This window comes from Rhodococcus gordoniae (assembly GCF_001646655.1).
GTDB lineage: Bacteria > Actinomycetota > Actinomycetes > Mycobacteriales > Mycobacteriaceae > Rhodococcus > Rhodococcus gordoniae.
In genome coordinates, this window is sequence record NZ_LPZN01000007.1 from 1 (window position 1) to 21,436 (window position 21,436).

Sequence of the window (21,436 nt, forward strand, 5' to 3'; positions counted from 1 at the left end):
CGCAGTCCCCACAGCCGCAGCCGTCGACGAGCAGGTCCTCCTCGTCGCCATCGGCCTCACCCTCGAAGACCGAGGCCTCGCCCCCGAGGCGCTGCGCCAGCGCGCGTGCCTGCTCGACGACCGGGACGAGCGACGCGACGGCCCGCACGAGATGGATCGGGACGAGCGGCGACGCCGCGACCCGCAACTCGACGGTGACCCGGTCCTTGTCGAGGACGAACTTCACCTCGGGAAACTCGACCTGCAGGTCGCCGAGGACCTCCGCCGCCCGGGTGCGGCCCGCGATGCCCTCGACCAGATACGTGGTGAGCAGCACGAAGCCACCCTCGGCGTCGACGGTCGCGTAGGTGAGCACGTCGTCGATCCAGATCGGGATCTCGCCGTCCTCGTCGGCTTCGGGAGCCTCCTCGAGGATCTCCGAAAGCGTCTCCACCACAGCGGCACGCAGCGTGTCGTCGTCCTCGGTGGGGATCGCGACGGCATGCGACCCGTCGGCGGCGACGACCTCCTCGGGGGTGGCCTCGGCGTCGGTGTCGGTCGTGGTCACGAATTCTCCTTCGGATCGGGGGTTCCTGCGACGGCACCGCGCGCGTCGGCGGCGCCGTCGAGCACGAGCAGCAGCATGGTGGTCAGCGCCGTGTCGTCGAGACCGGTCGCGGGAAACGAGTACCGCAGTACGACGTCGGCCTCGGCGTCGCGTTCGACGAGGTGCACCGAGCCGAACTGCAGGGCGTCGGCAGCGGTCGCGACCCGGCTGCGCACGGCGTCGTCGAGCGGGAGATCCCATGCGAGCACTCCGGTGACGGAGACCACGTCGAGTCCTTCGGTGAGTGTGACGACCTGCAGCGCGAAGGGCACGGCGCCGTAGTCGAATCCGAACGAGCTGTCGCCGTTCGCTACGGACGACGGGGTGCGGACGTCGACGAAGGGCGTGAGGGCGACCGCGACCCGCTCGCGCAGGGAGGTCACTTCACACCGCCGAATCGCCGGTCGCGCGAGGCGTATTCGACGCATGCCGCCCACAGGTCGCGCCGGTCGAAATCGGGGAACATCGTGTCCTGGAAGACCAGTTCCGCGTAAGCGGACTGCCACAGCAGGAAGTTCGAGGTGCGCTGCTCGCCCGAGGGCCGCAGGAACAGGTCGACGTCGGGCATCTCGGGCTCGTCGAGATACCGCGCGACGGTCGACTCGGTGATGCGCTCGGGGTCCAGTTCACCGGCCGCGACACGCCGGGCGATCTCCCGTGCGGCGTCGGCGATCTCGGCGCGGCCGCCGTAGTTGACGCACATCGTGAGGGTCATGACGTCGTTGTCCTTCGTCAGCTCCTCGGCGATCTCGAGTTCCTTGATCACGCTGCGCCACAGGCGGGGACGGCGGCCGGCCCACCGGACGCGCACACCCATCTCGTGCATCTCGTCGCGGCGTCGCCGGATCACGTCGCGGTTGAAGCCCATGAGGAACCGGACCTCGTCGGGGCTGCGCTTCCAGTTCTCGGTGGAGAAGGCATAGGCCGACAGCCACTTGACGCCCATCTCGATGCATCCGCACACCGTGTCCATCAGCACGGCTTCGCCGCGTTCGTGCCCGGCGGTGCGCGGCAGACCACGCTCCTGCGCCCAGCGACCGTTGCCGTCCATCACGAGCGCCACGTGCTGCGGGATCAGCTCGGGCTGCAGGACGGGAGGCCGTGCGCCCGACGGGTGCGGGTCGGGCGGCCGGATCACCCGCTCAGACGATGGGGGCGTGGTACGTCGTCGAATCACGATCCCCATCCTGCCGGACGGCCCGTGCGACGTCATCAGCCCGGTTGGAGATCGGAGGCTCGGTGCGACCGCGTTCGACGAGGGGCAGCGAGCGCAGTTGCCGCTCGAGGTGCCATTGCAGGTGCGCGGCGACGAGGCCGCTGGCCTGGCGCCGCACCGCCGCGTCGGCCGATTCGGTCTCGGCCCATCGTCCGCGGTCGAGCGCGTCGAGCAGTGCGAACACTCCCGGTGCGGGTGTGGCCGCCCCCGGGGGACGGCAGTGCACACACACCGCGCCGCCGGCGGCGACGTGGAAGGCGGTGTGCGGGCCGGGACGGTCGCAGCGCGCGCAGTGGGTGATCGCCGGCGCCCATCCCGCGTAGGTCATGGCTCGCAGCAGGTAGGCGTCGAGCACGAGTTCGGGTGGCCGGGTGTGGTCGCACACCGCACGGAGGGCTCCGACGGTGAGCGCGTGCAGGCGCGGTACGGGTGCGCGTTCCTCACCGGCGAGCCGTTCTGCGGTCTCGAGGATCGCGCACGCGGTGGTGTAGCGGGAGTAGTCGTCGACGATGCCCACGGCGAAGGCATCGAGGGTCTGCACCTGGGTGACGATGTCGAGATTGCGGCCCGGGTGGAGCTGGACGTCGATGTGGGCGAACGGTTCGAGCCGCGCGCCGAACTTCGAGCGTGTGCGGCGCACACCCTTCGCGACGGCCCGCACGAGTCCGTGCCGGCGTGTCAGCAGGGTGACGATGCGGTCGGCCTCGCCCAGCTTGTGCTGGCGCAGCACCACCGCGTTGTCCCGATAAAGCCTCACTCCCCGAGTCTGTCATGGCGCGGTGACACGGGACGACCCGCGAAGGGACTCGACACCCAGAACTGAAACGCGTTATTGTTCGTTCGAACGAACGGGGGAACCAATGGATGCTCGAACCGACCTGCGCGACCTGAAGGCGACCATCGGAGCGCTCGACCGCGACGAGACCACCTCCACGGATCTCGTCCGTGCGAGCCTCGACCGGATCGACGAGTCACAGCCGCACCTCAACGCCTTCCGTGTCGTGCGCCGCACGGCTGCACTCGACGAGGCCCGCGAGGCCGACCGGCGCCGCGCGAGCGGCGAACGCCTGCCCCTGCTCGGGGTCCCCATCGCGATCAAGGACGACACCGACGTCGTCGGCGAGACGACGATGTTCGGGTGCGCCGGCACCTTCGCTCCGAAGGACACCGACGCCGAGGTCGTGCGCCGCCTGCGCGCCGCCGGAGCCGTGATCGTCGGTAAGACGCACTCCCCCGAACTCGGCCAGTGGCCGCTCACCGGCGGTGATGCGTTCGGGCACACCCGCAGCGCGTGGTCGCGCGACCACACCCCCGGCGGTTCGTCGGGCGGCAGCGCCGCCGCCGTCGCCGCCGGGCTCGTGCCGGCCGCGCTGGGATCCGACGGCGCCGGATCGGTCCGTATCCCTGCCTCGTGGTCGAATCTCGTCGGCATCAAGCCGCAACGCGGCCGTATCTCCATGTGGCCCGACGCCGAGTCCTTCAACGGACTGACCACGCACGGTCCCCTCGCCCGCACGGTCGCCGACGCGGCCCTGCTCCTCGATGTCGTGTCCGGCAACCATCCCGGCGACCGGCACACGTGCGCGCCACTCACCGTCTCCGACTCCGTGGGGCGGGATCCGGGCAGGCTGAACATCGCCCTGTCGGTGAAGATTCCGTTCACCGCGACACCCACCCGCCTCGACGCCCGCGTCCGCACCCGCATCGCCGCGCTCGCCGCCGTGCTGCGCGATCTCGGGCACGAGGTGACCCTCGCCGATCCCGACTACGGAATCCTCTTCGGGCTGAACTTCCTTCCGCGCTCCATGTCCGGCATCGAGGACTGGCTGCATCGCCTGCCCGATCCGTCTCTCCCCGACGTCCGCACCCGCGCCAACGCGCGCACCGGCCGCCTGCTGCACGGATTTCCGCTACGCGCAGCACGCGCCGCCGAGCCGCGCCTGCACCGGCGGGTCGGCCGCATCTTCGACCGGTTCGACGTGGTGCTCGCCCCCACCCCCGCCACACCGCCGCTACCGGTGACGGCGATCGACGGAATCGGCGGCTGGGCCACCGACAAGGTCATCACGGGCGCGTGCCCGTACGCGTGGCCGTGGAACGTGCTGGGCTGGCCCGCGGTCAACGTCCCGGCCGGATTCACCGAGGAGCGCCTGCCGGTGGGCGCCCAATTGCTCGGTCCGGAGAACTCCGAACCGCTCCTGGTGTCCCTCGCCTCGCAACTGGAGTCGGTGCTGCGGTGGCACGAGCACACCCCGGAGCAATGGTGGTGACCACGCGCGACGACGCCCGCTCGCGGATCGTCCACGCCACCCTCCATCTCGTCGGCACCCACGGTGTCGCGGGGGTGACGAACCGGCGCATCGCGGCGCGCGCCGAGGTATCGCTGGGATCGATCACCTACCACTTCCCCACCCAGGCCGACCTGCTGCGGGCCGCCCTCGAGTTCTTCGTCGACGAGGAGACCGAGCGCCTGCGCGAACTCACCGATCGCTATCGCTCACAGGCGTTGTCGTTGACCGAAGCGGCGGAGCTCACCGAGCGGGTCGCCCACGACCTGACCTTCACGGCCGAGCGCATCGCACCCTTCGAACTGTACGTGCAGGCGGGACGCGACGACGAGCTACGGCAGGTCGCCGCGCGGTGCTGGCGCGCCTACGACATGCTGGCCGTCTCCGTCCTCTCCGCCCTCGGTGTGCCGAGACCGGAGACGATCGCCCCGACGGTCGTCGCCACCATCACCGGCCTGCAGCTGCGCCGCCTGTCGACGGGGACCGAAGCGAATCTGTCGGAATCCGTTCTGCTGCTTCTACACGCCGCAGCCGCGGAACAGCCCTGAGCCGCTCGCGGACCCCTGCGGCCGGGATCAGGGCGTGACCGCACGTTCACGTCGAGTACACCACGAAACATCGCGGTCACGAACAGTGCACTGTGCACAGGCGATGCCGTGCACGATCGGCTGATCGGCCCATTGCCGGTGCCTGCACGGGACTTCAAGATCGAACGTGTTCCGACCCACGACGGTTGTGTCGCCCCATCGATGGTGCGGCGCCGACCCGTCCACGGTCGCCGCCCGCTGCACGTTCTCTCGTCGAGGAGCTGCTCGTGACCGTCGCGCACATCGTGTTCCTGCTCGGCCTGCTCGTCCTGATCGTCGCCATGGCATTGCGTAAGAACGTCCTGATCCCGGCGGTCCTCGCAACCTTCGCCACCGCGCTGGCCTACGACGGCAACATCGCCTCCGCCGTCATGTCGGTTTTCCGTGCGACCTTGACCGCAGGTGGCGCCCTGTTCGAGATCTTCGTGGTCATCGCAGCTGTGACATCGATGCTCGCCGCGATGCGTTCCATCGGTGCCGACGAACTCATGGTGCGCCCGTTCGGGCGATGGATGATCGACGGCCGCATCGCCTACATCGTGTTGTTCGTCGTCACCTACCTGTTGTCGCTGTTCTTCTGGCCGACACCGGCGCTCGCGCTGATCGGAGCGGTGCTGCTTCCGGCGGCGATCAAGGCGGGACTGCCGCCGCTCGGCGCTGCCCTCGCCCTCGCCATCTCGGGGCAGGGCATGGCGCTCGCTTCCGACTACGTCATCGGTCTGGCGCCGTCGATCTCCGCGAGCGGCGCCGGTGTGCCGGCCGACGACATCGCCGACCGCGCGCTGGTGCTGTCCCTGATCGTCGGGCTGACCGCGGCCACGCTCGCGTGGTTCCTCACCGTCCGTCGCGAGATCGCGCGCCGCAGCCGGGATTCCGCGACACAGGATGGCGGTTCGAGCGCCGGTGGTCTCGCGCCCGGCGAGCCCGCGGCGGGTGCTGCAGCGGATCTCCCGCCCGGAGAGGGGAACCGTCCGTTGCCGGTCGGCACGGTGCCGAGCAGCGACACCGTCGCGGTACCGAACAGCGACACCGTCGCGGTACCGAACAGCGACACCGTCGCGGTACCGAGCGTCGACGCCGTCCTTTCCCGGACGAGCACACCCGTTCTCACCCGCCCCGCATCCGCCCGAGCCTGGGCGATCGGCGTCCCGGCGACATTCGGACTCGTGCTCGTCTACATGATGCTGGGGCGTTTCACCGATCTGGTTCCGTGGTCGGACGGAGCAGGAGCGTCACTGGTGGGAGGCAGCGCGCTTCTGCTCATGGCCGCGGTGACCCTGACGACACAGCGGTCCGACGCACTCGAGCACTGCGCCACGCACTTCGTGGACGGACTCGCCTACGCATTCAAGGCCATGGGAATCATTCTGCCCGTGGCCGGATTCGTCTATCTCGGCATCCCCGACTACTCCGGGTCGATCCTCGGACTCGAGTCGGAAACCGGACCGGCGTTCCTCTTCGACGCCGTCGAGCGGGTCCAGGAGTACACCCCCGACAACGGGCTCTTCGCGGCACTGAGCATGGTGGTGATCGGGATGCTCATCGGCCTCGACGGATCCGGCTGGGCCGGACTGCCGCTCACCGGCGGAATCGCTGCGTCCCTTGCTCCGCAGGCCGGCATGGACACTGCGACTCTCGCCGCCCTCGCGCAGAACGCCGCGACCTGGACCGGTGGCGGCACCCTCGTCATCTGGTCGTCGCTGATCGTGGTCGCGGGATTCTGCCGCGTTCCGGTCGGTGATCTCGTGCGCCGCCTCGCGATCCCGGTGGTGAGCGGTTTGCTCGTCGCCGCCGTCGCCGCTGTGGTGCTCTGGTGACGACCACATAGGTAACGAACAACCAACTTCGACGAGAGGACCCTCGCATGAACGAGTCGGGATTCCGCTACGACCCGCAGCGGTGCGCGCTGGTGGTGATCGACATGCAGAACGACTTCTGCTCGCCGGACGGCGCTCTCGCCGGGTGCGGATTCGACGTCTCGGCCGCGGTGACGATGACGCCGCGCCTCGCGGAACTGATCGCCGGCGCCCGCCGGGCGGGTGTGCCCGTCGTGTGGATCAGCACGGAACACGACGAGACCACCGACTCTCCCCAATGGCTGGGACGGGTCGGCGACGGGCCCGATACCGCCCGGACCGGCCTGACCTGCCGGCCCGGGACCGTCGGCGTCGAGTTCTACGGTGTCCGGCCGGCGCCGGGTGAACCGGTGATCGTCAAACACCGCTTCAGTGCCTTCGTCGGCACCGAGCTCGATCGGGTTCTGCGCTCACGCGGTATCGAATCACTGTTGTTCACGGGCGTCGCGACGGAGATCTGTGTCGAATCGAGCCTGCGCAGTGCCCTCTTCCACGAGTACTGGGTCTCGCTCGTCGAGGACTGCACCGCGTCCTACAGCCCCGCGGCACACGCCGCGTCGGTCTCGGTGGTCGCGCAGAACTTCGGGACCGTGGTGACCGCGGACGACCTCGCATCGGTGTGGCTCGCCCGGCCGGTCACCACGTCCGCCCGATAGGGGGCTCGCAGCGAGCGTCAGAATCCCAGGCGGCCCAGCTGTTTGGGATCGCGCTGCCAGTCCTTCGCGACCTTCACGTGCAGGTCGAGATAGATCTTCACGCCGAGAAGCTTCTCGATCTGGGTGCGCGCGGCGGTGCCCACCTCGCGCAGCCGGGCGCCGCCCTTGCCGATCACGATGCCCTTCTGGCTCGGCCGCTCGACGTAGAGCAGCGCGTGCACGTCGAGCATCTCGCCCTGCTTCTCGGTGCGGCCCTCACGTTCCGTGATCTCTTCGATGACCACCGCGAGCGAGTGCGGCAGCTCGTCGCCGAGACCTTCGAGCGCGGCCTCACGGATGAGCTCGGCCATCAGGGTCTCCTCCGGCTCGTCGGTGAGCTCGCCGTCGGGATAGAAGGCCGGACCGGGTTCCATGTGCGAGACGAGGACGTCGATGAGGACCTCGACCTGCTCACCCGACGCCGCGGAGACGGGCACGACCTCGCAGTCCTCGCCGAGGAGCTTCGACACGGCGAGCAACTGCGCCGCGACCTGCTGCTTGCCGACCTTGTCGATCTTCGTCACGATACCGACGACCGGGGTCTTCGGCGCCATGTGCCGCACCTGCTCCAGGATCCAGCGGTCGCCGGGGCCGATCTTCTCGTCGGCGGGGAAGCACATGCCGATCGCGTCGACCTCGGAGTAGGTGTCCTGCACCAGATCGTTCAGTCGCTGGCCGAGCAGGGTGCGCGGACGGTGCAGTCCTGGGGTGTCGACCAGGATGAGCTGCGCCTTGTCGCGGTGGACGATGCCGCGGATGGTGTGCCGGGTGGTCTGCGGACGCGACGAGGTGATCGCGATCTTGCTGCCCACGAGCGCGTTCGTGAGCGTCGACTTCCCGGTGTTGGGCCGGCCGACGAAACAGATGAAGCCGGAACGGAAGTCGGTGTCGGTCATGCATGCTCCTCGGTCGTGGCCGTATCGGTATCGCTGTGTTCTTCGTGGGGTGCCGCCCGCTGCACGTGGACGGTGCTCACGCGCACCCGCCCGCGGACGTCCGGTCCGCCCTCACCGCGCAGCAGCAGGCCGTGGGTCCGTACCTCCGCGCCCGGCAGAGGAACTCGGCCGAGCTCGTAGCCGAGGAGTCCGCCGACCGTGTCGACCTCGTCGTCCTCGATGTCGATATCGAACAGTTCGCCGAGATCCTCGACGGGCAGTCGCGCCGAGACCCGGTAGGTGTCGTCGCCGAGATCCTCGACGTCGGGGATCTCCCCGGTGTCGTATTCGTCGGCGATCTCACCGACGATCTCCTCGATGACGTCCTCGATCGTCACCAGGCCTGCGATGCCGCCGTATTCGTCGACGAGCACCGCCATGTGGTTGCGGTCGCGCTGCATGTCGGCGAGCAGATCGTCGAGGCGCTTCGAATCCGGCACGAACACCGCCGGTCGCATGACGTCGGACACCGAGACGCTGCGCCCACCATCACGGTGGTAGTAGGTCTGCTTGACGAGATCCTTGAGGTAGACGACACCGCGGATGTCGTCGACGTTCTCGCCGATCACCGGGATCCGGGAGTGTCCGCTGCGGACCGCGAGCGAAGTGGCCTGACCGGCGGTCTTGGTCTCCTCGATCCACACCATCTCGGGACGCGGAACCATGATCTCGCGGGCGGTGGTGTCGCCGAAATCGAACACCGACTGGATCATCCGGCGTTCCTCGTCGGCCACGACCCCGCTCTCCTGCGCGAGGTCGACCAGTTCGCGCAACTCGATCTCGTTGGCGAACGGGCCGTTCCGGAAACCGCGGCCGGGTGTGACGGCGTTACCCACGGCGATGAGGATCCGGCTGATCGGACCGAGCAGGACACCGAGGATCCGCAACGGACCGGTGGCCGCGAGCGCGATCGGGTAGGCGTGCTGGCGTCCGAGAGTCCGGGGGCCGACGCCGATCACGACGTAGTCGACGATCACCATCACCGCGGCGCCCACCACGAGCACCCACGTCCGGTCGAGGACGGCGAGCAGCGCACCGACGAGCACCACGGTGGCGGTGATCTCGCAGAGGATCCGCAGCAGCACCGTCAGATTGACGTAGCGGGGCCGATCGTCGAGCAGAGCGAGCAGGCGCCGCGCACCGGTCCGGCCCTCTTTCGCGAGTTCCTCGGCGCGCGCAGCGGATACGGTGTTCAGGGCGGAATCGACGGCGGCGAACAGACCGCCGAGCACCACCAGGACGACCGCCAGGACGACGAGGGGCACGGTACTCACGCGACCGTCACTCCCCCGGTCGGCGTCGTCCGATCAGGTGGGTTCGTACTGTCGCCGCTCATGATTCGGGGGTGTCGACGAAACCGGCCTTGCCGAGCAGCTTCCGGTCGCGGGCGGCGAGGAGTGCCTCCTGCTCGGCGCGGCGGACCTCCTCGTACCACTCGGCGAGGAGCTGATTCTGCAGGCCGAACATCTCCTTCTCCTCCTCCGGCTCGGCATGGTCGTAGCCCAGGAGGTGGAGCATGCCGTGCACGGTGAGCAGGGCGAGCTCGTGGTCCACCGGGTGACCGGCCTTGACCGCCTGGTCTGCGGCGAACTGCGGACACAGCACGATGTCGCCGAGCATCGACGGGCCCGGCTCCGGAGCGTCGGGACGTCCGCCGGGCTCGAGTTCGTCCATGGGGAACGACATCACATCGGTGGGGCCGGGCAGGTCCATCCACCTCACGTGCAGATCGGCCATGGTGTCGAGGTCCACGAGCACCATCGACAACTCCGCCGCCGGATGCACATCCATCCGGGCGATCACGAAGCGAGCGACGTCGAGGAGTTCCTCCTCCGAGACGTCCATGCCCGATTCGTTCGAGATCTCGATGCTCATGACTGGAGTTCCTTCTGCACGACGGTAGTCGGTTGATCTACAAGGGGGTTCATCGACGCTGCACCCGCTGCGCGCGGCGCTGGGCGCGGTTGCCGGAGATCCCGTCGCCGTCGCGGCCGGCCTCGAAACGGCCGTAGGCGTCGACGATGTCGGAGACGAGCCGGTGCCGCACGACGTCGCTGCTGTCGAGTCGCGCGATGTGGATGTCGTCGATGCCGTCGAGGATCTCGGTGGCGGCGGCGAGACCCGAGCGGGCACCGCCGGGCAGGTCGATCTGCGTGATGTCGCCGGTCACGACGATCTTGGAGCCGAAGCCCAGGCGTGTGAGGAACATCTTCATCTGTTCGGCCGTGGTGTTCTGCGCCTCGTCGAGGATGATGAACGCGTCATTGAGGGTCCGGCCCCGCATGAATGCCAGGGGCGCAACCTCGATCACCCCGGCCTGCATGAGCTTCGGGATCGCCTCGGGATCCATCATGTCGTGCAGTGCGTCGTGCAGCGGACGCAGATAGGGGTCGATCTTCTCGTACAGGGTGCCCGGCAGGAAGCCGAGTCGTTCCCCGGCCTCGACGGCGGGCCGGGTGAGGATGATGCGGTTGACCTGCTTGGTCTGCAGCGCCTGCACGGCCTTCGCCATGGCGAGATAGGTCTTGCCCGTACCGGCTGGGCCGATGCCGAAGACGATGGTGTGAGCATCGATGGCGTCGACGTACCGCTTCTGGTTCAGGGTCTTGGGCCGGATCGTCTTCCCGCGACGCGACAGGATGTCGAGGCTGAGCACGTCGGCCGGCGACTCGGAGAGCCCCTGGGTGAGCATGCCCACGGTGCGGCGCACGGCGTCGGGGGTGAGCGGCTGACCACGTCGGACGAGGGTGACGAGCTCGGCGAGCGCGCGTTCGGCGAGGGCGACGTCGGCGGGTGCACCGGTCAGCGTGACGGTGTTGCCCCGCACGTGGATGTCCGCCGCCAGGAGGGTCTCGAGGGCGATCAGGTTCTCGTCCGCGGCTCCGAGCAGGGGCGCTGCGGCCTCCGACGGGAGGTCCAGGCTCGATCTGACCGTGGTCGGTTCGAGTTCGGCGGGCTCGTGGGGTCGGTCTGGTTCACTCACGTGGACGGTACGTCCTGCTTTCGGTTCGGCTCGTGCACGACGGTCGTCGTGTTCGTGCCAGTCTAGCGCCGGGCGGGGCGTACCCTCCCGCAACAGTGCGTTTCACCGGGCTTCGGTGCCCCCGTCTCCCGAGGTGGCCTCCGCGAGCCATCGCCGCGCCTCGGCGAGGACGGCCGGTGCCCGATCGGGTGAGACCCCGGCCAGCACGAGGTTGCCGAGCACGATGGTGTCGCCCGAGTCGTCCACCAGACCGAGGTTGGCCTGCTCGAGCGTGGCCATCGTCAGGCCCTCCATCATCCCGACCAGCACCGGCGCCGGAAGGTAGTCGGAGAATTGCCCCTGCGCGAGTCCACGTTCGACGAGCCCGAGGACGCGTGAGCGCACCGGCGCGACGAGCTCGGCGATACGTTGCTCACCCACCTCCTTGCGCGCGAACGAGAGCAGCACGCGATAGCGGTCGCCGATCGGCCAGGTCCGTAGCCCCTCCACCGCAAGGGCGACCTCGGGGTCCTCCGGTTCGGGGTGGTCGAGGGCCTCGGCGAGCGCGGTCGAGGCGTCGTCGACGATCCCCTCGACGAGCGCTTCCCGGTTGGGGAAGTGCGCGTACACCGTGCGGCGGACCACGCCCGCGGCCTTCGCGACATCGTCCATGCTCGCGTCGAAGTCGGTGGCGAAACACATCACTGCCGCGTCGAGTATGCGCATGCGGTTCGCGATGAATCGGGTTCGTGGTCGAGCGACCGAGTTCTCCACGTTCTTCGCCTCTTCCTGCTGACTGTGATCTGTCTTTCATTTTAGTTGCACATGGGTGTGTAGCTCTGTAACTTGCACAGCGCCGTGCAGAACGGGGCCCGGCCCCGTCCACCCAGCACCCCGAGGAGAGCCCGATGACCACTGCTGTCACCCGATCGGAAGGGAGCGGGGCGAAGGAACCCTACCGGCTGCGCTGGGCAGGACTCGCGGTGCTGTGCCTGAGCCTGCTCATCGTCGTGATGGCGAACACCTCACTCATCGTCGCAGCGCCCGGAATGCTGCGCGACCTGCAGCTCACCAGCGCCGACATGCAGTGGATCATCGACGGCTACACCGTCCCCTACGCCGCGCTGATGCTGCTGTTCGGCGTGCTCGGCGACCGGTACGGCCGCCGACGCGCACTGCTGACAGGCCTGGCGGGGTTCGCCGCCGGGGCGGTGTACGGATCGCTCGCCGACAGCGCGGGTGATGTGATCGTCGCACGCATCGTCATGGGTGTGGGCGCCGCCGTCATCATGCCCGCGACGCTGTCGTTGCTCGTCGCGATGTTCCCCCCGCGCGAGCGTGCCCGGGCGATCGCCGCATGGGCGGCCACCTCGGGCCTCGCCATCGCCCTCGGCCCCCTGCTCGCCGGATGGCTCCTCGAATCGAACTCGTGGGGGTCGACCTTCCTCATCAACGTGCCGATCGCGGCGTTCGCCGCCCTCGCCGCCATGATCCTCGTGCCCGCATCGAAGGCCGACGATCTCACCCGCACCGACTGGATCGGCGGCGCCCTGTCGGTCCTCGCCCTCGGCGGGATCGTCTACGCGATCATCGAAGGCTTCCACTTCGGTTGGGGCACCGGGGTGATCGCGACCACGGTCGGTTCGGTGGTCGTCGCGGTTCTCTTCGTCGTGTGGGAACTGCGCCATCCCCGGCCGCTGCTGGATCTGCACCGTGTCGCGGACCGGACCGTCGGCGGTGCCTGCGTCGCGGTGCTGTTGCTCTTCCTCGTCGCATTCGGAGCCATCTACTTCGTCTCCCAGCAGTTCCAGTTCGTGCTGGGCTACGGCCCCCTCGAGACGGGGCTGCGTCTGCTCCCCCTTGCGGCGACGGTCTCGCTGGGCGCGGCGCTGAGCGGCCGGCTCGCCCCTCGCCTGGGCGCGCGGCTCCTCGTGGGCGCGGGCATGATCGCCGCAGCGGCAGGCATCCTCGCCCTCACCGTCACGGACACCGGCTCCGGTTTCACACCCTTCCTCATCTCGTTGCTGCTACTGGGGCTGGGCATCGGCCTGGCCACACCCCCGTCCACCGACCTCGTCATGGGCGGCTTCCCCGACTCGGATCTCGGATCGGCGGGCGGATTGAACGACACCGCAGTGGAATTCGGCGGTTCACTGGGCATCGCCGTACTCGGCTCGATCCTCGCGACCACCTATCACCGTGAGATCTCCGGTTTCCTCGACGGATTCCCGATGGCAGATCTGACGGGCCCGATGGCCGAGCAGGCGGCGATGGCGATCGAGGCGGCCGGCGACTCGGTGGGCGGTGCGGCGATCGTCGCGGAGGAACTCGCAGCCCATCCGTTCGCGGCGTCGTACGCACAACCTCTGCTCGACGCGTCGTCCGCGGCGTTCGCGCAGGCGATCTCGTCCGCGAGCCTCGTCGCCGGTATCGTCCTGCTCGTCGGCGCCGCGGCGGTCACGGCGCTACTCCCCCGCGGACTCCCCGCCCACTCCCGCAGCGATGCCGAGGTCGGCGACTGACGGAGCGGTGAGCAGTTCGAGCGATCGCTCCCAGGAGCGGGTCGTGCGGTTCAGGAAGGCGACATGGTCGTCGCCGTCGAACAATTCCAGCGACACCGGATCTCCCGCTGTCGCGGCCACCTCGGCGTAGCGGTGCGCCACACTCACCGGAACCTGCTCGTCGATGGTGCCGTGCAGCACCGCGACCGGCACACCGATCGGCACCCGGTGCGTGGGTGAGGCGCAGCGGTAACGCTCCGGCTCATCCGTGTAGGACGCACCGAAGAGCGCCTCGAATGCGTGCACACGGCGGCCTCGCTCCCCGGGCGTGACCAGGTCGAGCGCTCCTGCCTGCGAGACCACGAATTCCGGCCGCACCGATGTGTTCTCACCGGCGAGCCACACCGCCAGCTGACCTCCCGCCGAATGACCGACGAGCCGGACACGGTCGACGTCGATCTCGACGCCGGCGCGCTGCGAGTGCGGAACGACCTCGGTGAAGATCGTCTCGAACGCCGCAACCAGGTCGGCGGACATCTCGTCCCACGCGCCACCGGCCTCGAGGCGCCGGTACTCGACGTTCCACGCCACCACACCGCGACGAGCGAGATCGACGGCGAGCGCCGTGCCCAAGGTGAGTTGGTAACGACCGTGCCACGAACCCCCGTGGACGACCATGACGACGGGAACGGGCCCCGTCACAGACTCGAGGTCGGGCAGGAAGACGTGCCCGAACTGCTGCGAGTGGGCGCCGTAGGCGATTCTGGTGCGAGCCAAGAGGAATTCCTTCAGTGCAGAGGGTCGGGACCCGCACGCGGTCCCTCAGTGCAGAGAGTCGGGACCCGCACACGGTCCCTAGTGCAGCGGCCGGGTGCGCCACCGGTCGGTGAGCACGCCGATCGCTCCGAGTGCGACGGCCGCCGCGGTCGAGGTACGCAGCACCGTGGGGCCGAGACCGACGGCCACAGCCCCCGCGTCGACGAGAGCGTGGACCTCCGCGTCGTCGAGTCCGCCTTCGGGACCGACGATCAGCGTCAGCGAATCGGCGTCGCCCACCGGCAGGTCGGCGAAGGGAGTGGTCGCGGATTCGTGCAGCACCGCGACGACGTCACCGCGCTCGACGGCCGACCGCACGCGGGCGACGACCTCAGGGGTGCGGTGCAGCGCGCCGACCGTGGGCACGTGCGCACGCCGCGACTGTTTGGCCGCCGAGGTCGCAACAGCCTGCCATTTGGCAACACCCTTGTCCGCCTTGGCATCCCATCGTGCGACGCACCGCGCCGACTGCCACGGCACGAACTCGTCGGCCCCGGCCTCGGTGGCCAGTTCGACGGCGAGTTCGGACCGGTCGGACTTCGGCAACGCCTGCACGACCGTCACACTCGGACGCGGCCGGGCGACGGCGCGACGACCGAGCACGAGGGCTTCGAGCCGATCCTTCGCCACCGCGGTGACCTCGACGTCGGCGACCCCACCCGCACCGTCGGACAACACGAGCCGTTCGCCGACCGCGATGCGACGGACCGTGGCGGCGTGGCGGCCCTCCTTGCCGTCGAGCACGGCCGTCTGCCCTTCGGCGGGCAGCGGGTCGAGGTAGAACAGTGTCGCGGCCACCCGGGCGACCTAGCGGGCGCTGAACGCGTCGCGCAGACGCGAGAACAGGCCGCCGGAGTTCTGCGAACCGGTCGTCACGACCTCGACACGCTCGCGGTCGCTGTGCCGGCGCAGATCCTCGAGCAGCTTGGTCTGCTTGTGATCGATCCGGGTGGGCACCACGACCTCGAGATGGGCGTGCAGATCACCGCGCGTGCCCGACCGCAGCTTCGGCATGCCGTGACCGCGCAGCACCGAGACCGAACCGGGCTGGGTGCCGGGATCGACGGTGATCTCGATCGGGCCGTCGAGGATCGTGTCGACCGTCACCGCGGTGCCGAGCGCGGCGTCGACCATGGGCACCCGGATGGTGCAGTGCAGATCGTCGCCGTCGCGGACGAACACCTCGTGCTGCTGTTCGAGCACCTCGACGTAGAGATCGCCGGCGGGACCACCGCCGGGGCCGACCTCACCCTGGGCCGCGAGGCGGATGCGCATGCCGTTGCCCACACCGGCAGGCACCTTGACGGTGATCTCACGGCGGGCGCGCACGCGACCGTCGCCGCCGCACTTCCGGCAGGGGTCCGGGATGGTCTCGCCGACACCGCGGCAGGTCGGGCAGGGCCGGGACGTCATGACCTGGCCGAGGAAGGAGCGCTGCACCGACTGGACCTCGCCGGCACCACCGCAGGTCTCGCATCGCACGGGCTTAGAGTCGCCGTGGGTACCGGAACCGGTGCACGCATCGCACAGGATCGCGGTGTCGACGGTGACCGTCTTGGTGACGCCACGAGCGCATTCCTCGAGGGTCAGCCGGGTGCGGAGCAGCGAGTCGGCGCCGGGCTGGACGCGGCCGCGCGGGCCGCGGGATCCGCCTGCCCCGCCACCGAAGAACGCCTCGAAGACGTCGCCGAGTCCGCCACCGAAGCCGGCACCCCCGAAGCCACCGGCGCCGCCGCCACCGGGTTCGAGCGGATCGCCGCCGAGGTCGACGATGCGTCGCTTCTCGGGATCCGACAGCACCTCGTAGGCGGCCGAGATCTCCTGGAAACGCTTCTGCGCCGACTCGTCGGGGTTCACGTCGGGGTGGTGCTCGCGCGCCAACTTGCGGTACGCCCGTTTGATCTCCTGGTCGGTCGCGTTCTTGGACACGCCGAGCGTCCCGTAGTAGTCCCGTGCCACGTTTGGTTCTCGTCCTTACTTCGTTCTACACAGAAAATGGACGGTGCTCAGCGCTCGCCGAGCACCTCACCGATATATCTCGCAACGGTAGCCACCGATGCGATGGTTCCCGGATAGTCCATCCGGGTGGGGCCGAGCACTCCCAGACCACCGAAGACCGTACCTGCGGCACCGTAACCGGTGGACACGACGGAGGTGGTGCGCATCTCCTCGAACTGGGTCTCCTCACCGATGCGGACGGTGACCCGGCCGGCGTCCTGGCTGGACGCGAGCAGCTTCAGCACCACCACCTGCTCCTCGAGCGCTTCGAGGACCGTGCGCAACGATCCCGGCACGATCCCGTGGCCGTCGAAGTCCGCGGCGTTGCGGGTGAGGTTGGCGGTGCCGCCGAGCACGAGGCGTTCCTCGGGATGCTCGACGAGGGTTTCCACCAGCACCGTGGTGCACCGGATGAGCGCGTCGCGCAGATCCTCCGGCGCGTTGTCGGCGAGTTCGGTGACCGCGATGGACGCGGCAGCGAGCCGCTTGCCGGCCAGCGCCCCGCCGAGCAGCTCACGCAGTCGCGACAGACCGTCCTCGTCGATCACGTCGCCGAGTTCGACGATCCGCTGATCCACCCGACCCGAATCGGTGATGAGCACGAGCAGCAGCCGCGCCGGTGTCAGCCCGACCACCTCGAGGTGTCGCACGGACGACGCCGAGAGCGTCGGGTACTGCACGACCGCGACCTGACGGGTGAGCTGTGCGAGCAGACGCACCGCGCGCCGCAGCACATCGTCGAGGTCGACACCGGATTCGAGGAACTGCAGGATCGCGCGACGCTCGGCCGACGAGAGCGGCTTGACCTCGGCGATCCTGTCGACGAACTGGCGGTAGCCCTTGTCGGTGGGTACGCGCCCGGAACTCGTGTGGGTCTGTGTGATGTAGCCCTCGGCTTCGAGCACAGCCATGTCGTTGCGGACCGTGGCGCTGGATACACCGAGATTGTGCCGGTCGACGAGAGTCTTGGAGCCGATCGGCTCCTTGGTGGACACATAATCCGCCACGATGGCGCGCAAGACCTTGAATCTCCGCTCCTCGGTACTCGACAACCCGCCACCTCCGTTTCCACCGCCTGCAGGACCGCACCTCTCGGGGCCGTACCCTGCCAGTCTAATCGCGCGAGGACCGTGCAGGTGTCGGGCACGTGCGCGACACCATCCCGGCACCGGACGCGACGTCGGCAGCGCGTTCCCCGTAATGTGTTCGCATGATCTTCAAGGGCGTCCGGGACGGCAAGCCGTATCCCGATCACGGACTGTCTCTGCGCGACTGGTCGAGGATTCCGCCCCGTCAGGTGCGCCTCGACGAGATCGTCACGACCACGAAGGTTCTCGAACTCGACCGGCTGTTGTCGGAGGATTCGACCTTCTACGGCGATCTGTTCCCGCACGCCGTCCAGTGGCAGGGCGTGCTGTATCTCGAGGACGGACTCCACCGGGCGGTGCAGTCCGCGCTGCGGAACCGGCCGGTGATGCACGTCCGGGTGTTCGAGTACGACCTGTTGATTCCCGGTGCCGCTTCCGATCCGGGTGCCGAGGTTCGGGGCACGTCTCCCGCGTAGCGGGATCAGGAGTGGATTCGTTCCGTTTCGACCGACGTCCGACGGACCGGCCGAGCTCGGGCCACGACCGGGAAGCAGTGGGCACGGACGAGCCGGCTAGGTGAGAATCGAGCGGACCACCGCGTCGGCCAGTAGCCTGCCCCGGTCGGTCAGCACGAGGTGGCCGTCGTGCACCACGGCGAGACCGTCGGCGATCACCGTCTCCGCCGCCTCGCGCTCCTCGGCGTCGAGCACGGCGAGCGGCAGGCCCGTGCGCAGCCGGACGGTGAGCATCACGAGTTCGGTGTGCCGGTCCTCGGTCGTGAGGTGTTCGCTGCCCGCCACGGGCAGGACACCGTCGGCGAGAGTCGACGCGTAGCGGGCGGGGTGCTTGACGTTCCACCAGCGCACGCCGCCGACGTGACTGTGTGCCCCCGGTCCGGCACCCCACCAATCGCCACCGTCCCAGTAGCCGAGGTTGTGGGCGCAGCGCGCCGACGGATCGTCGGCCTTCGCCCAGTTGGACACCTCGTACCAGGTCATACCCGCCTCGGCGAGTCGTGCGTCGATCCGTTCGTACCGCGCGGCGAGCACATCGTCGTCCGGTGCGGGCAGCTCGCCGCGACGCACACGGCGCGCGAGCGCGGTGCCGTCCTCGACGATGAGCGCGTACGCCGAGACGTGGTCGACGCCCGCCTCGAGCACCGCGTCGAGGGAGGCATCGAGATCGGCGTCGCGCTCGCCCGGTGTGCCGTAGATCAGATCGAGGTTGACATGGGCGAAACCGGCCGCGCGCGCTTCCTTCGCCGCCGCGACCGGCCGCCCGGGTGTGTGGGTGCGGTCGAGAACCGCCAGCACGTGCGGCGCGGCGGACTGCATGCCCAGCGACACGCGGGTGTATCCGGCCTCCCGGATGGCCGAGAAGAACTGCGTGGAGGTGGATTCGGGGTTGGATTCGGTGGTCACCTCGGCGCCGGGCGCGAGTCCGAACGAGTCGCGGATCGCGTCGAGCACCTGCGCGAGCCCGTCTGCGCCGAGCAGCGAGGGGGTGCCGCCGCCGACGAAGACCGTCTCGGCGGCGGGTGCCCGTCGTCCGGTGTCCGAGAGCAACCGGGCGCCGGCGTCGAGTTCGCGGCGCAGACCCTCGAGCCAGGACTGCGGTGAGGCGGCGCTGCCGAGCTCACCGGCCGTGTAGGTGTTGAAATCGCAGTAGCCGCAGCGGGTCGCGCAGAAGGGCACGTGCACGTACACCCCGAACGGTCGCGTCCCCACCCCCGCGAGCGCCGGAGCGGGAAGTTCGAGACCGGCCGGACGACCCGCGATACCGATTTCCGTGCCGGTGCGCCGACCGATCTCCGTGGTGTTCACGACCCCAGTCTTCCAGAGACCCGGAGGGCGCCTCCGCGCGCGAGCCCCCTACCTCGACATTTCCCGAAAATCGGGTGGAAATACCGGCCACAATTCGGAATCGCCCCGGTGACATGGCACAATGGTCGGCATGACAGGACCCGGAGTGCGACTCGTGGCGCGACGCCACGTCGACTTCAAGCGCGTCTGCGCGTCCTGCTGTCTGCCTTGCGCCGCTTGTCTCTGCGCCGACTGTTCGTAGTCGGCACTCCCCGGCACATCCCAGATCCCGCCGGGTCGAAGCATGCGTGCACGAGGTTCAGCCCCCTCCTGCGCTCGCCGATCCGGTTCCAGCGAACATCAGGAGACCCTGTATGTCGTCGACCACCGACGTCACTCCCGCCGACGAGTCGGCCAAGCCCGCACGCCGCACTGCGCGACCTGCCAACCGCCGCGCCGAGGGACAGTGGGCCCTCGGTTACCGGGAGCCGCTCAACGCGAACGAGCAAGCGAAGAAGGACGACAACCCGCTCAATGTCCGTCGGCGTATCGAGGATATCTACGCGCACACCGGTTTCGACGGCATCGACAAGAGCGACCTGCGCGGCCGGTTCCGTTGGTGGGGTCTGTACACGCAGCGCGAGCAGGGCTACGACGGCACGTACACCGGCGACGAGAACCTCGACCTGCTCGAGGCGAAGTACTTCATGATGCGGGTGCGCTGCGACGCCGGCGCCCTGAATGTGACCCAGCTGCGGACGATCGCCGGTATCTCCACCGAGTTCGGCCGCGACACCGCCGACCTGTCCGACCGCCAGAACGTCCAGTACCACTGGATCGAGGTCGAGAACGTCCCGGAGATCTGGCGGCGTCTCGAATCGGTCGGCCTGAAGACCACCGAGGCGTGCGGCGACTGCCCCCGCGTCGTACTCGGTTCACCGCTCGCCGGTGAGTCCCTCGACGAGATCATCGACGGCACCCCGGCGATCGACGAGATCGTGCGCCGCTACATCGGCAACCCCGAGTACTCGAACCTGCCGCGCAAGTTCAAGACCGCGATCTCCGGCCAGCAGGACGTCGTGCACGAGATCAACGACGTCGCCTTCATCGGCGTCGAGCACCCCGAGCACGGTCCCGGTTTCGATCTGTGGGTCGGTGGCGGTCTGTCCACCAACCCGATGCTCGCGCAACGGGTCGGCGCGTGGATCCCGCTACACGAGGTCGCCGACGTGTGGGAGGGCGTCGTCGCGATCTTCCGCGACTACGGCTACCGCCGGTTGCGCTCCAAGGCGCGCCTGAAGTTCCTCATCAAGGACTGGGGCATCGAGAAGTTCCGCGAGGTGCTCGAGACCGAGTACCTGAAGCGTCCGCTGATCGACGGCCCGGCCCCGGCCGCTCCCGAGCGTCCGATCGACCACGTCGGCGTCCAGAAGCTGCGCAACGGCCTCAACGCCGTGGGGGTCGCGCCGATCGCCGGCCGTGTCTCGGGCACGATCCTGTCCGCGGTGGCCGACGCCGCCGAGCGGGCGGGCTCCGACCGGATCCGGTTCACGCCCTACCAGAAGCTCATCGTGCTCGACGTCGCCGACGACAAGGTCGAGCAGCTCGTCACCGAGCTCGAGGCGCTGGGTCTGCCGGCCTCGCCGTCGCCGTGGCGCAAGAATCTCATGGCCTGCACGGGAATCGAGTTCTGCAAGCTGTCCTTCGTCGAGACACGCAAGCGTTCGCAGGCCCTGGTGCCCGAACTCGAGGAGCGGCTCGCCGACATCAACGCGCAGCTCGACGTCCCGGTCACGATCAACATCAACGGCTGCCCCAACTCGTGCGCGCGCTCCCAGATCGCCGACATCGGCTTCAAGGGCCAGCTCGTCGACGACGGTGAGGGCAACCAGGTCGAGGGATTCCAGGTGCATCTCGGCGGTGCGTTGGGCTTCGACGCGAAGTTCGGGCGCAAGCTGCGCCAGCACAAGGTCACCAGCGCCGAACTCGGCGACTACATCGAGCGGGTGGTGCGCACTTTCGTCAAGGAGCGCACCGAGGGCGAGCGTTTCGGCGAATGGGCCGTCCGGGCCGAGGAGGCCGACCTGCGATGACCGGCACTGTTGC

The 21,436-nt window shown here is 69.0% G+C and carries 21 protein-coding genes; 7 read left to right on the plus strand and 14 right to left on the minus strand.

The window, feature by feature from the left end:
* From A8G18_RS05420 to recO, 4 genes are all read right to left on the minus strand, one after another.
* Positions 1-547 (minus strand): T3SS (YopN, CesT) and YbjN peptide-binding chaperone 1 (locus tag A8G18_RS05420; RefSeq protein ID WP_064063048.1); only part of this gene is annotated, 547 nt, incomplete at its 3' end.
* The gene (locus tag A8G18_RS05425) at positions 544-969 is read right to left on the minus strand and encodes a hypothetical protein (RefSeq protein ID WP_016935069.1); all 426 of its coding nucleotides are present in this window, start codon (positions 967-969) and stop codon (positions 544-546) included. The genes A8G18_RS05425 and A8G18_RS05420, both read right to left, overlap by 4 nt.
* Positions 966-1,772, minus strand: coding sequence for an isoprenyl transferase (locus A8G18_RS05430; RefSeq protein ID WP_064063049.1), 807 nt, complete (start codon positions 1,770-1,772; stop codon positions 966-968). Before A8G18_RS05430 ends, A8G18_RS05425 begins: the two co-directional genes overlap by 4 nt.
* Positions 1,729-2,559: a DNA repair protein RecO gene (gene recO / locus A8G18_RS05435; protein ID WP_084421531.1), complete on the minus strand. Its 831-nt coding sequence runs from the start codon at positions 2,557-2,559 to the stop codon at positions 1,729-1,731. The genes A8G18_RS05430 and recO overlap by 44 nt, the downstream gene beginning before the upstream one ends.
* A gap of 103 nt (positions 2,560-2,662) precedes the next feature.
* Between recO and A8G18_RS05440 the strand changes: the two genes are divergently transcribed.
* The 4 genes from A8G18_RS05440 to A8G18_RS05455 all read left to right on the plus strand — a co-directional run bounded on the left by A8G18_RS05440 (position 2,663) and on the right by A8G18_RS05455 (position 7,189).
* Positions 2,663-4,072: an amidase gene (locus A8G18_RS05440; protein WP_064063051.1), complete on the plus strand. Its 1,410-nt coding sequence runs from the start codon at positions 2,663-2,665 to the stop codon at positions 4,070-4,072.
* Positions 4,063-4,638 carry a TetR/AcrR family transcriptional regulator gene (locus A8G18_RS05445; protein WP_064063052.1) on the plus strand — a complete coding sequence of 192 codons (576 nt, stop codon included), beginning with the start codon at positions 4,063-4,065 and terminating at the stop codon, positions 4,636-4,638. The genes A8G18_RS05440 and A8G18_RS05445 overlap by 10 nt, the downstream gene beginning before the upstream one ends.
* Before the next feature lie 266 nt (positions 4,639-4,904).
* Positions 4,905-6,494, plus strand: a complete 1,590-nt coding sequence (locus A8G18_RS05450) for a permease (RefSeq protein ID WP_115311580.1) — start codon at positions 4,905-4,907, stop codon at positions 6,492-6,494.
* A gap of 47 nt (positions 6,495-6,541) precedes the next feature.
* Positions 6,542-7,189, plus strand: coding sequence for a cysteine hydrolase family protein (locus A8G18_RS05455; RefSeq protein WP_064063053.1), 648 nt, complete (start codon positions 6,542-6,544; stop codon positions 7,187-7,189).
* Positions 7,190-7,206: 17 nt separating this feature from the next.
* Here A8G18_RS05455 and era read toward each other — a convergent pair whose 3' ends face one another.
* From era to A8G18_RS05480, 5 genes are all read right to left on the minus strand, one after another.
* Complete coding sequence (gene era / locus A8G18_RS05460; RefSeq protein ID WP_064063054.1) at positions 7,207-8,124, minus strand: GTPase Era; 918 nt, start codon at positions 8,122-8,124, stop codon at positions 7,207-7,209.
* Positions 8,121-9,437, minus strand: coding sequence for a hemolysin family protein (locus A8G18_RS05465; RefSeq protein ID WP_064063055.1), 1,317 nt, complete (start codon positions 9,435-9,437; stop codon positions 8,121-8,123). Before A8G18_RS05465 ends, era begins: the two co-directional genes overlap by 4 nt.
* A 58-nt stretch (positions 9,438-9,495) precedes the next feature.
* A complete protein-coding gene (ybeY, locus tag A8G18_RS05470; RefSeq protein ID WP_064063056.1) occupies positions 9,496-10,038 on the minus strand; it encodes an rRNA maturation RNase YbeY in 543 nt (180 codons plus the stop codon).
* 49 nt (positions 10,039-10,087) lie between these two features.
* Entirely contained in the window at positions 10,088-11,146 is a 1,059-nt protein-coding gene (locus tag A8G18_RS05475) for a PhoH family protein (RefSeq protein ID WP_016933436.1), read from the minus strand.
* Between the two features lie 102 nt (positions 11,147-11,248).
* Complete coding sequence (locus A8G18_RS05480) at positions 11,249-11,851, minus strand: TetR/AcrR family transcriptional regulator (protein WP_016933435.1); 603 nt, start codon at positions 11,849-11,851, stop codon at positions 11,249-11,251.
* A 182-nt stretch (positions 11,852-12,033) separates the two neighbouring features.
* Between A8G18_RS05480 and A8G18_RS05485 the strand changes: the two genes are divergently transcribed.
* The gene (locus tag A8G18_RS05485) at positions 12,034-13,647 is read left to right on the plus strand and encodes an MFS transporter (RefSeq protein ID WP_016933434.1); all 1,614 of its coding nucleotides are present in this window, start codon (positions 12,034-12,036) and stop codon (positions 13,645-13,647) included.
* Here the strand turns inward: A8G18_RS05485 and A8G18_RS05490 are convergent.
* The 4 genes from A8G18_RS05490 to hrcA all read right to left on the minus strand — a co-directional run bounded on the left by A8G18_RS05490 (position 13,591) and on the right by hrcA (position 17,492).
* Positions 13,591-14,403: an alpha/beta hydrolase family protein gene (locus A8G18_RS05490; protein ID WP_064063057.1), complete on the minus strand. Its 813-nt coding sequence runs from the start codon at positions 14,401-14,403 to the stop codon at positions 13,591-13,593. The genes A8G18_RS05485 and A8G18_RS05490 overlap by 57 nt on opposite strands.
* 78 nt (positions 14,404-14,481) lie before the next feature.
* Complete coding sequence (locus A8G18_RS05495) at positions 14,482-15,240, minus strand: 16S rRNA (uracil(1498)-N(3))-methyltransferase (protein ID WP_064063058.1); 759 nt, start codon at positions 15,238-15,240, stop codon at positions 14,482-14,484.
* Between the two features lie 9 nt (positions 15,241-15,249).
* Positions 15,250-16,401: a molecular chaperone DnaJ gene (dnaJ, locus tag A8G18_RS05500; RefSeq protein WP_016933789.1), complete on the minus strand. Its 1,152-nt coding sequence runs from the start codon at positions 16,399-16,401 to the stop codon at positions 15,250-15,252.
* A 47-nt stretch (positions 16,402-16,448) separates the two neighbouring features.
* Positions 16,449-17,492: a heat-inducible transcriptional repressor HrcA gene (gene hrcA / locus A8G18_RS05505; RefSeq protein ID WP_016933790.1), complete on the minus strand. Its 1,044-nt coding sequence runs from the start codon at positions 17,490-17,492 to the stop codon at positions 16,449-16,451.
* Positions 17,493-17,650: 158 nt separating this feature from the next.
* Here hrcA and A8G18_RS05510 point away from each other — a divergent pair, with 158 nt between their 5' ends.
* A complete protein-coding gene (locus A8G18_RS05510) occupies positions 17,651-18,004 on the plus strand; it encodes a type II toxin-antitoxin system VapB family antitoxin (protein WP_064063059.1) in 354 nt (117 codons plus the stop codon).
* Between the two features lie 96 nt (positions 18,005-18,100).
* On the opposite strand, the gene hemW is transcribed toward A8G18_RS05510, so the two are convergent.
* Positions 18,101-19,312, minus strand: coding sequence for a radical SAM family heme chaperone HemW (hemW, locus tag A8G18_RS05515; protein ID WP_026003210.1), 1,212 nt, complete (start codon positions 19,310-19,312; stop codon positions 18,101-18,103).
* 392 nt (positions 19,313-19,704) lie between these two features.
* Between hemW and A8G18_RS05520 the strand changes: the two genes are divergently transcribed.
* Positions 19,705-21,423 carry a nitrite/sulfite reductase gene (locus tag A8G18_RS05520; protein ID WP_016933793.1) on the plus strand — a complete coding sequence of 573 codons (1,719 nt, stop codon included), beginning with the start codon at positions 19,705-19,707 and terminating at the stop codon, positions 21,421-21,423.
* Positions 21,424-21,436: the final 13 nt, after the last annotated feature.

What these genes read in the sequence shown, in the direction of transcription:
- A8G18_RS05480 (WP_016933435.1), bottom strand. Translation starts at nt 11,851, where the DNA reads ATGCGCATACTCGACGCGGCAGTGATGTGTTTCGCCACCGACTTCGAC.
- A8G18_RS05440 (WP_064063051.1), top strand. Translation starts at nt 2,663, where the DNA reads ATGGATGCTCGAACCGACCTGCGCGACCTGAAGGCGACCATCGGAGCG.
- ybeY (WP_064063056.1), bottom strand. Translation starts at nt 10,038, where the DNA reads ATGAGCATCGAGATCTCGAACGAATCGGGCATGGACGTCTCGGAGGAG.
- A8G18_RS05430 (WP_064063049.1), bottom strand. Translation starts at nt 1,772, where the DNA reads ATGGGGATCGTGATTCGACGACGTACCACGCCCCCATCGTCTGAGCGG.
- A8G18_RS05485 (WP_016933434.1), top strand. Translation starts at nt 12,034, where the DNA reads ATGACCACTGCTGTCACCCGATCGGAAGGGAGCGGGGCGAAGGAACCC.
- A8G18_RS05510 (WP_064063059.1), top strand. Translation starts at nt 17,651, where the DNA reads ATGATCTTCAAGGGCGTCCGGGACGGCAAGCCGTATCCCGATCACGGA.
- era (WP_064063054.1), bottom strand. Translation starts at nt 8,124, where the DNA reads ATGACCGACACCGACTTCCGTTCCGGCTTCATCTGTTTCGTCGGCCGG.
- A8G18_RS05455 (WP_064063053.1), top strand. Translation starts at nt 6,542, where the DNA reads ATGAACGAGTCGGGATTCCGCTACGACCCGCAGCGGTGCGCGCTGGTG.
- A8G18_RS05520 (WP_016933793.1), top strand. Translation starts at nt 19,705, where the DNA reads ATGTCGTCGACCACCGACGTCACTCCCGCCGACGAGTCGGCCAAGCCC.
- A8G18_RS05445 (WP_064063052.1), top strand. Translation starts at nt 4,063, where the DNA reads ATGGTGGTGACCACGCGCGACGACGCCCGCTCGCGGATCGTCCACGCC.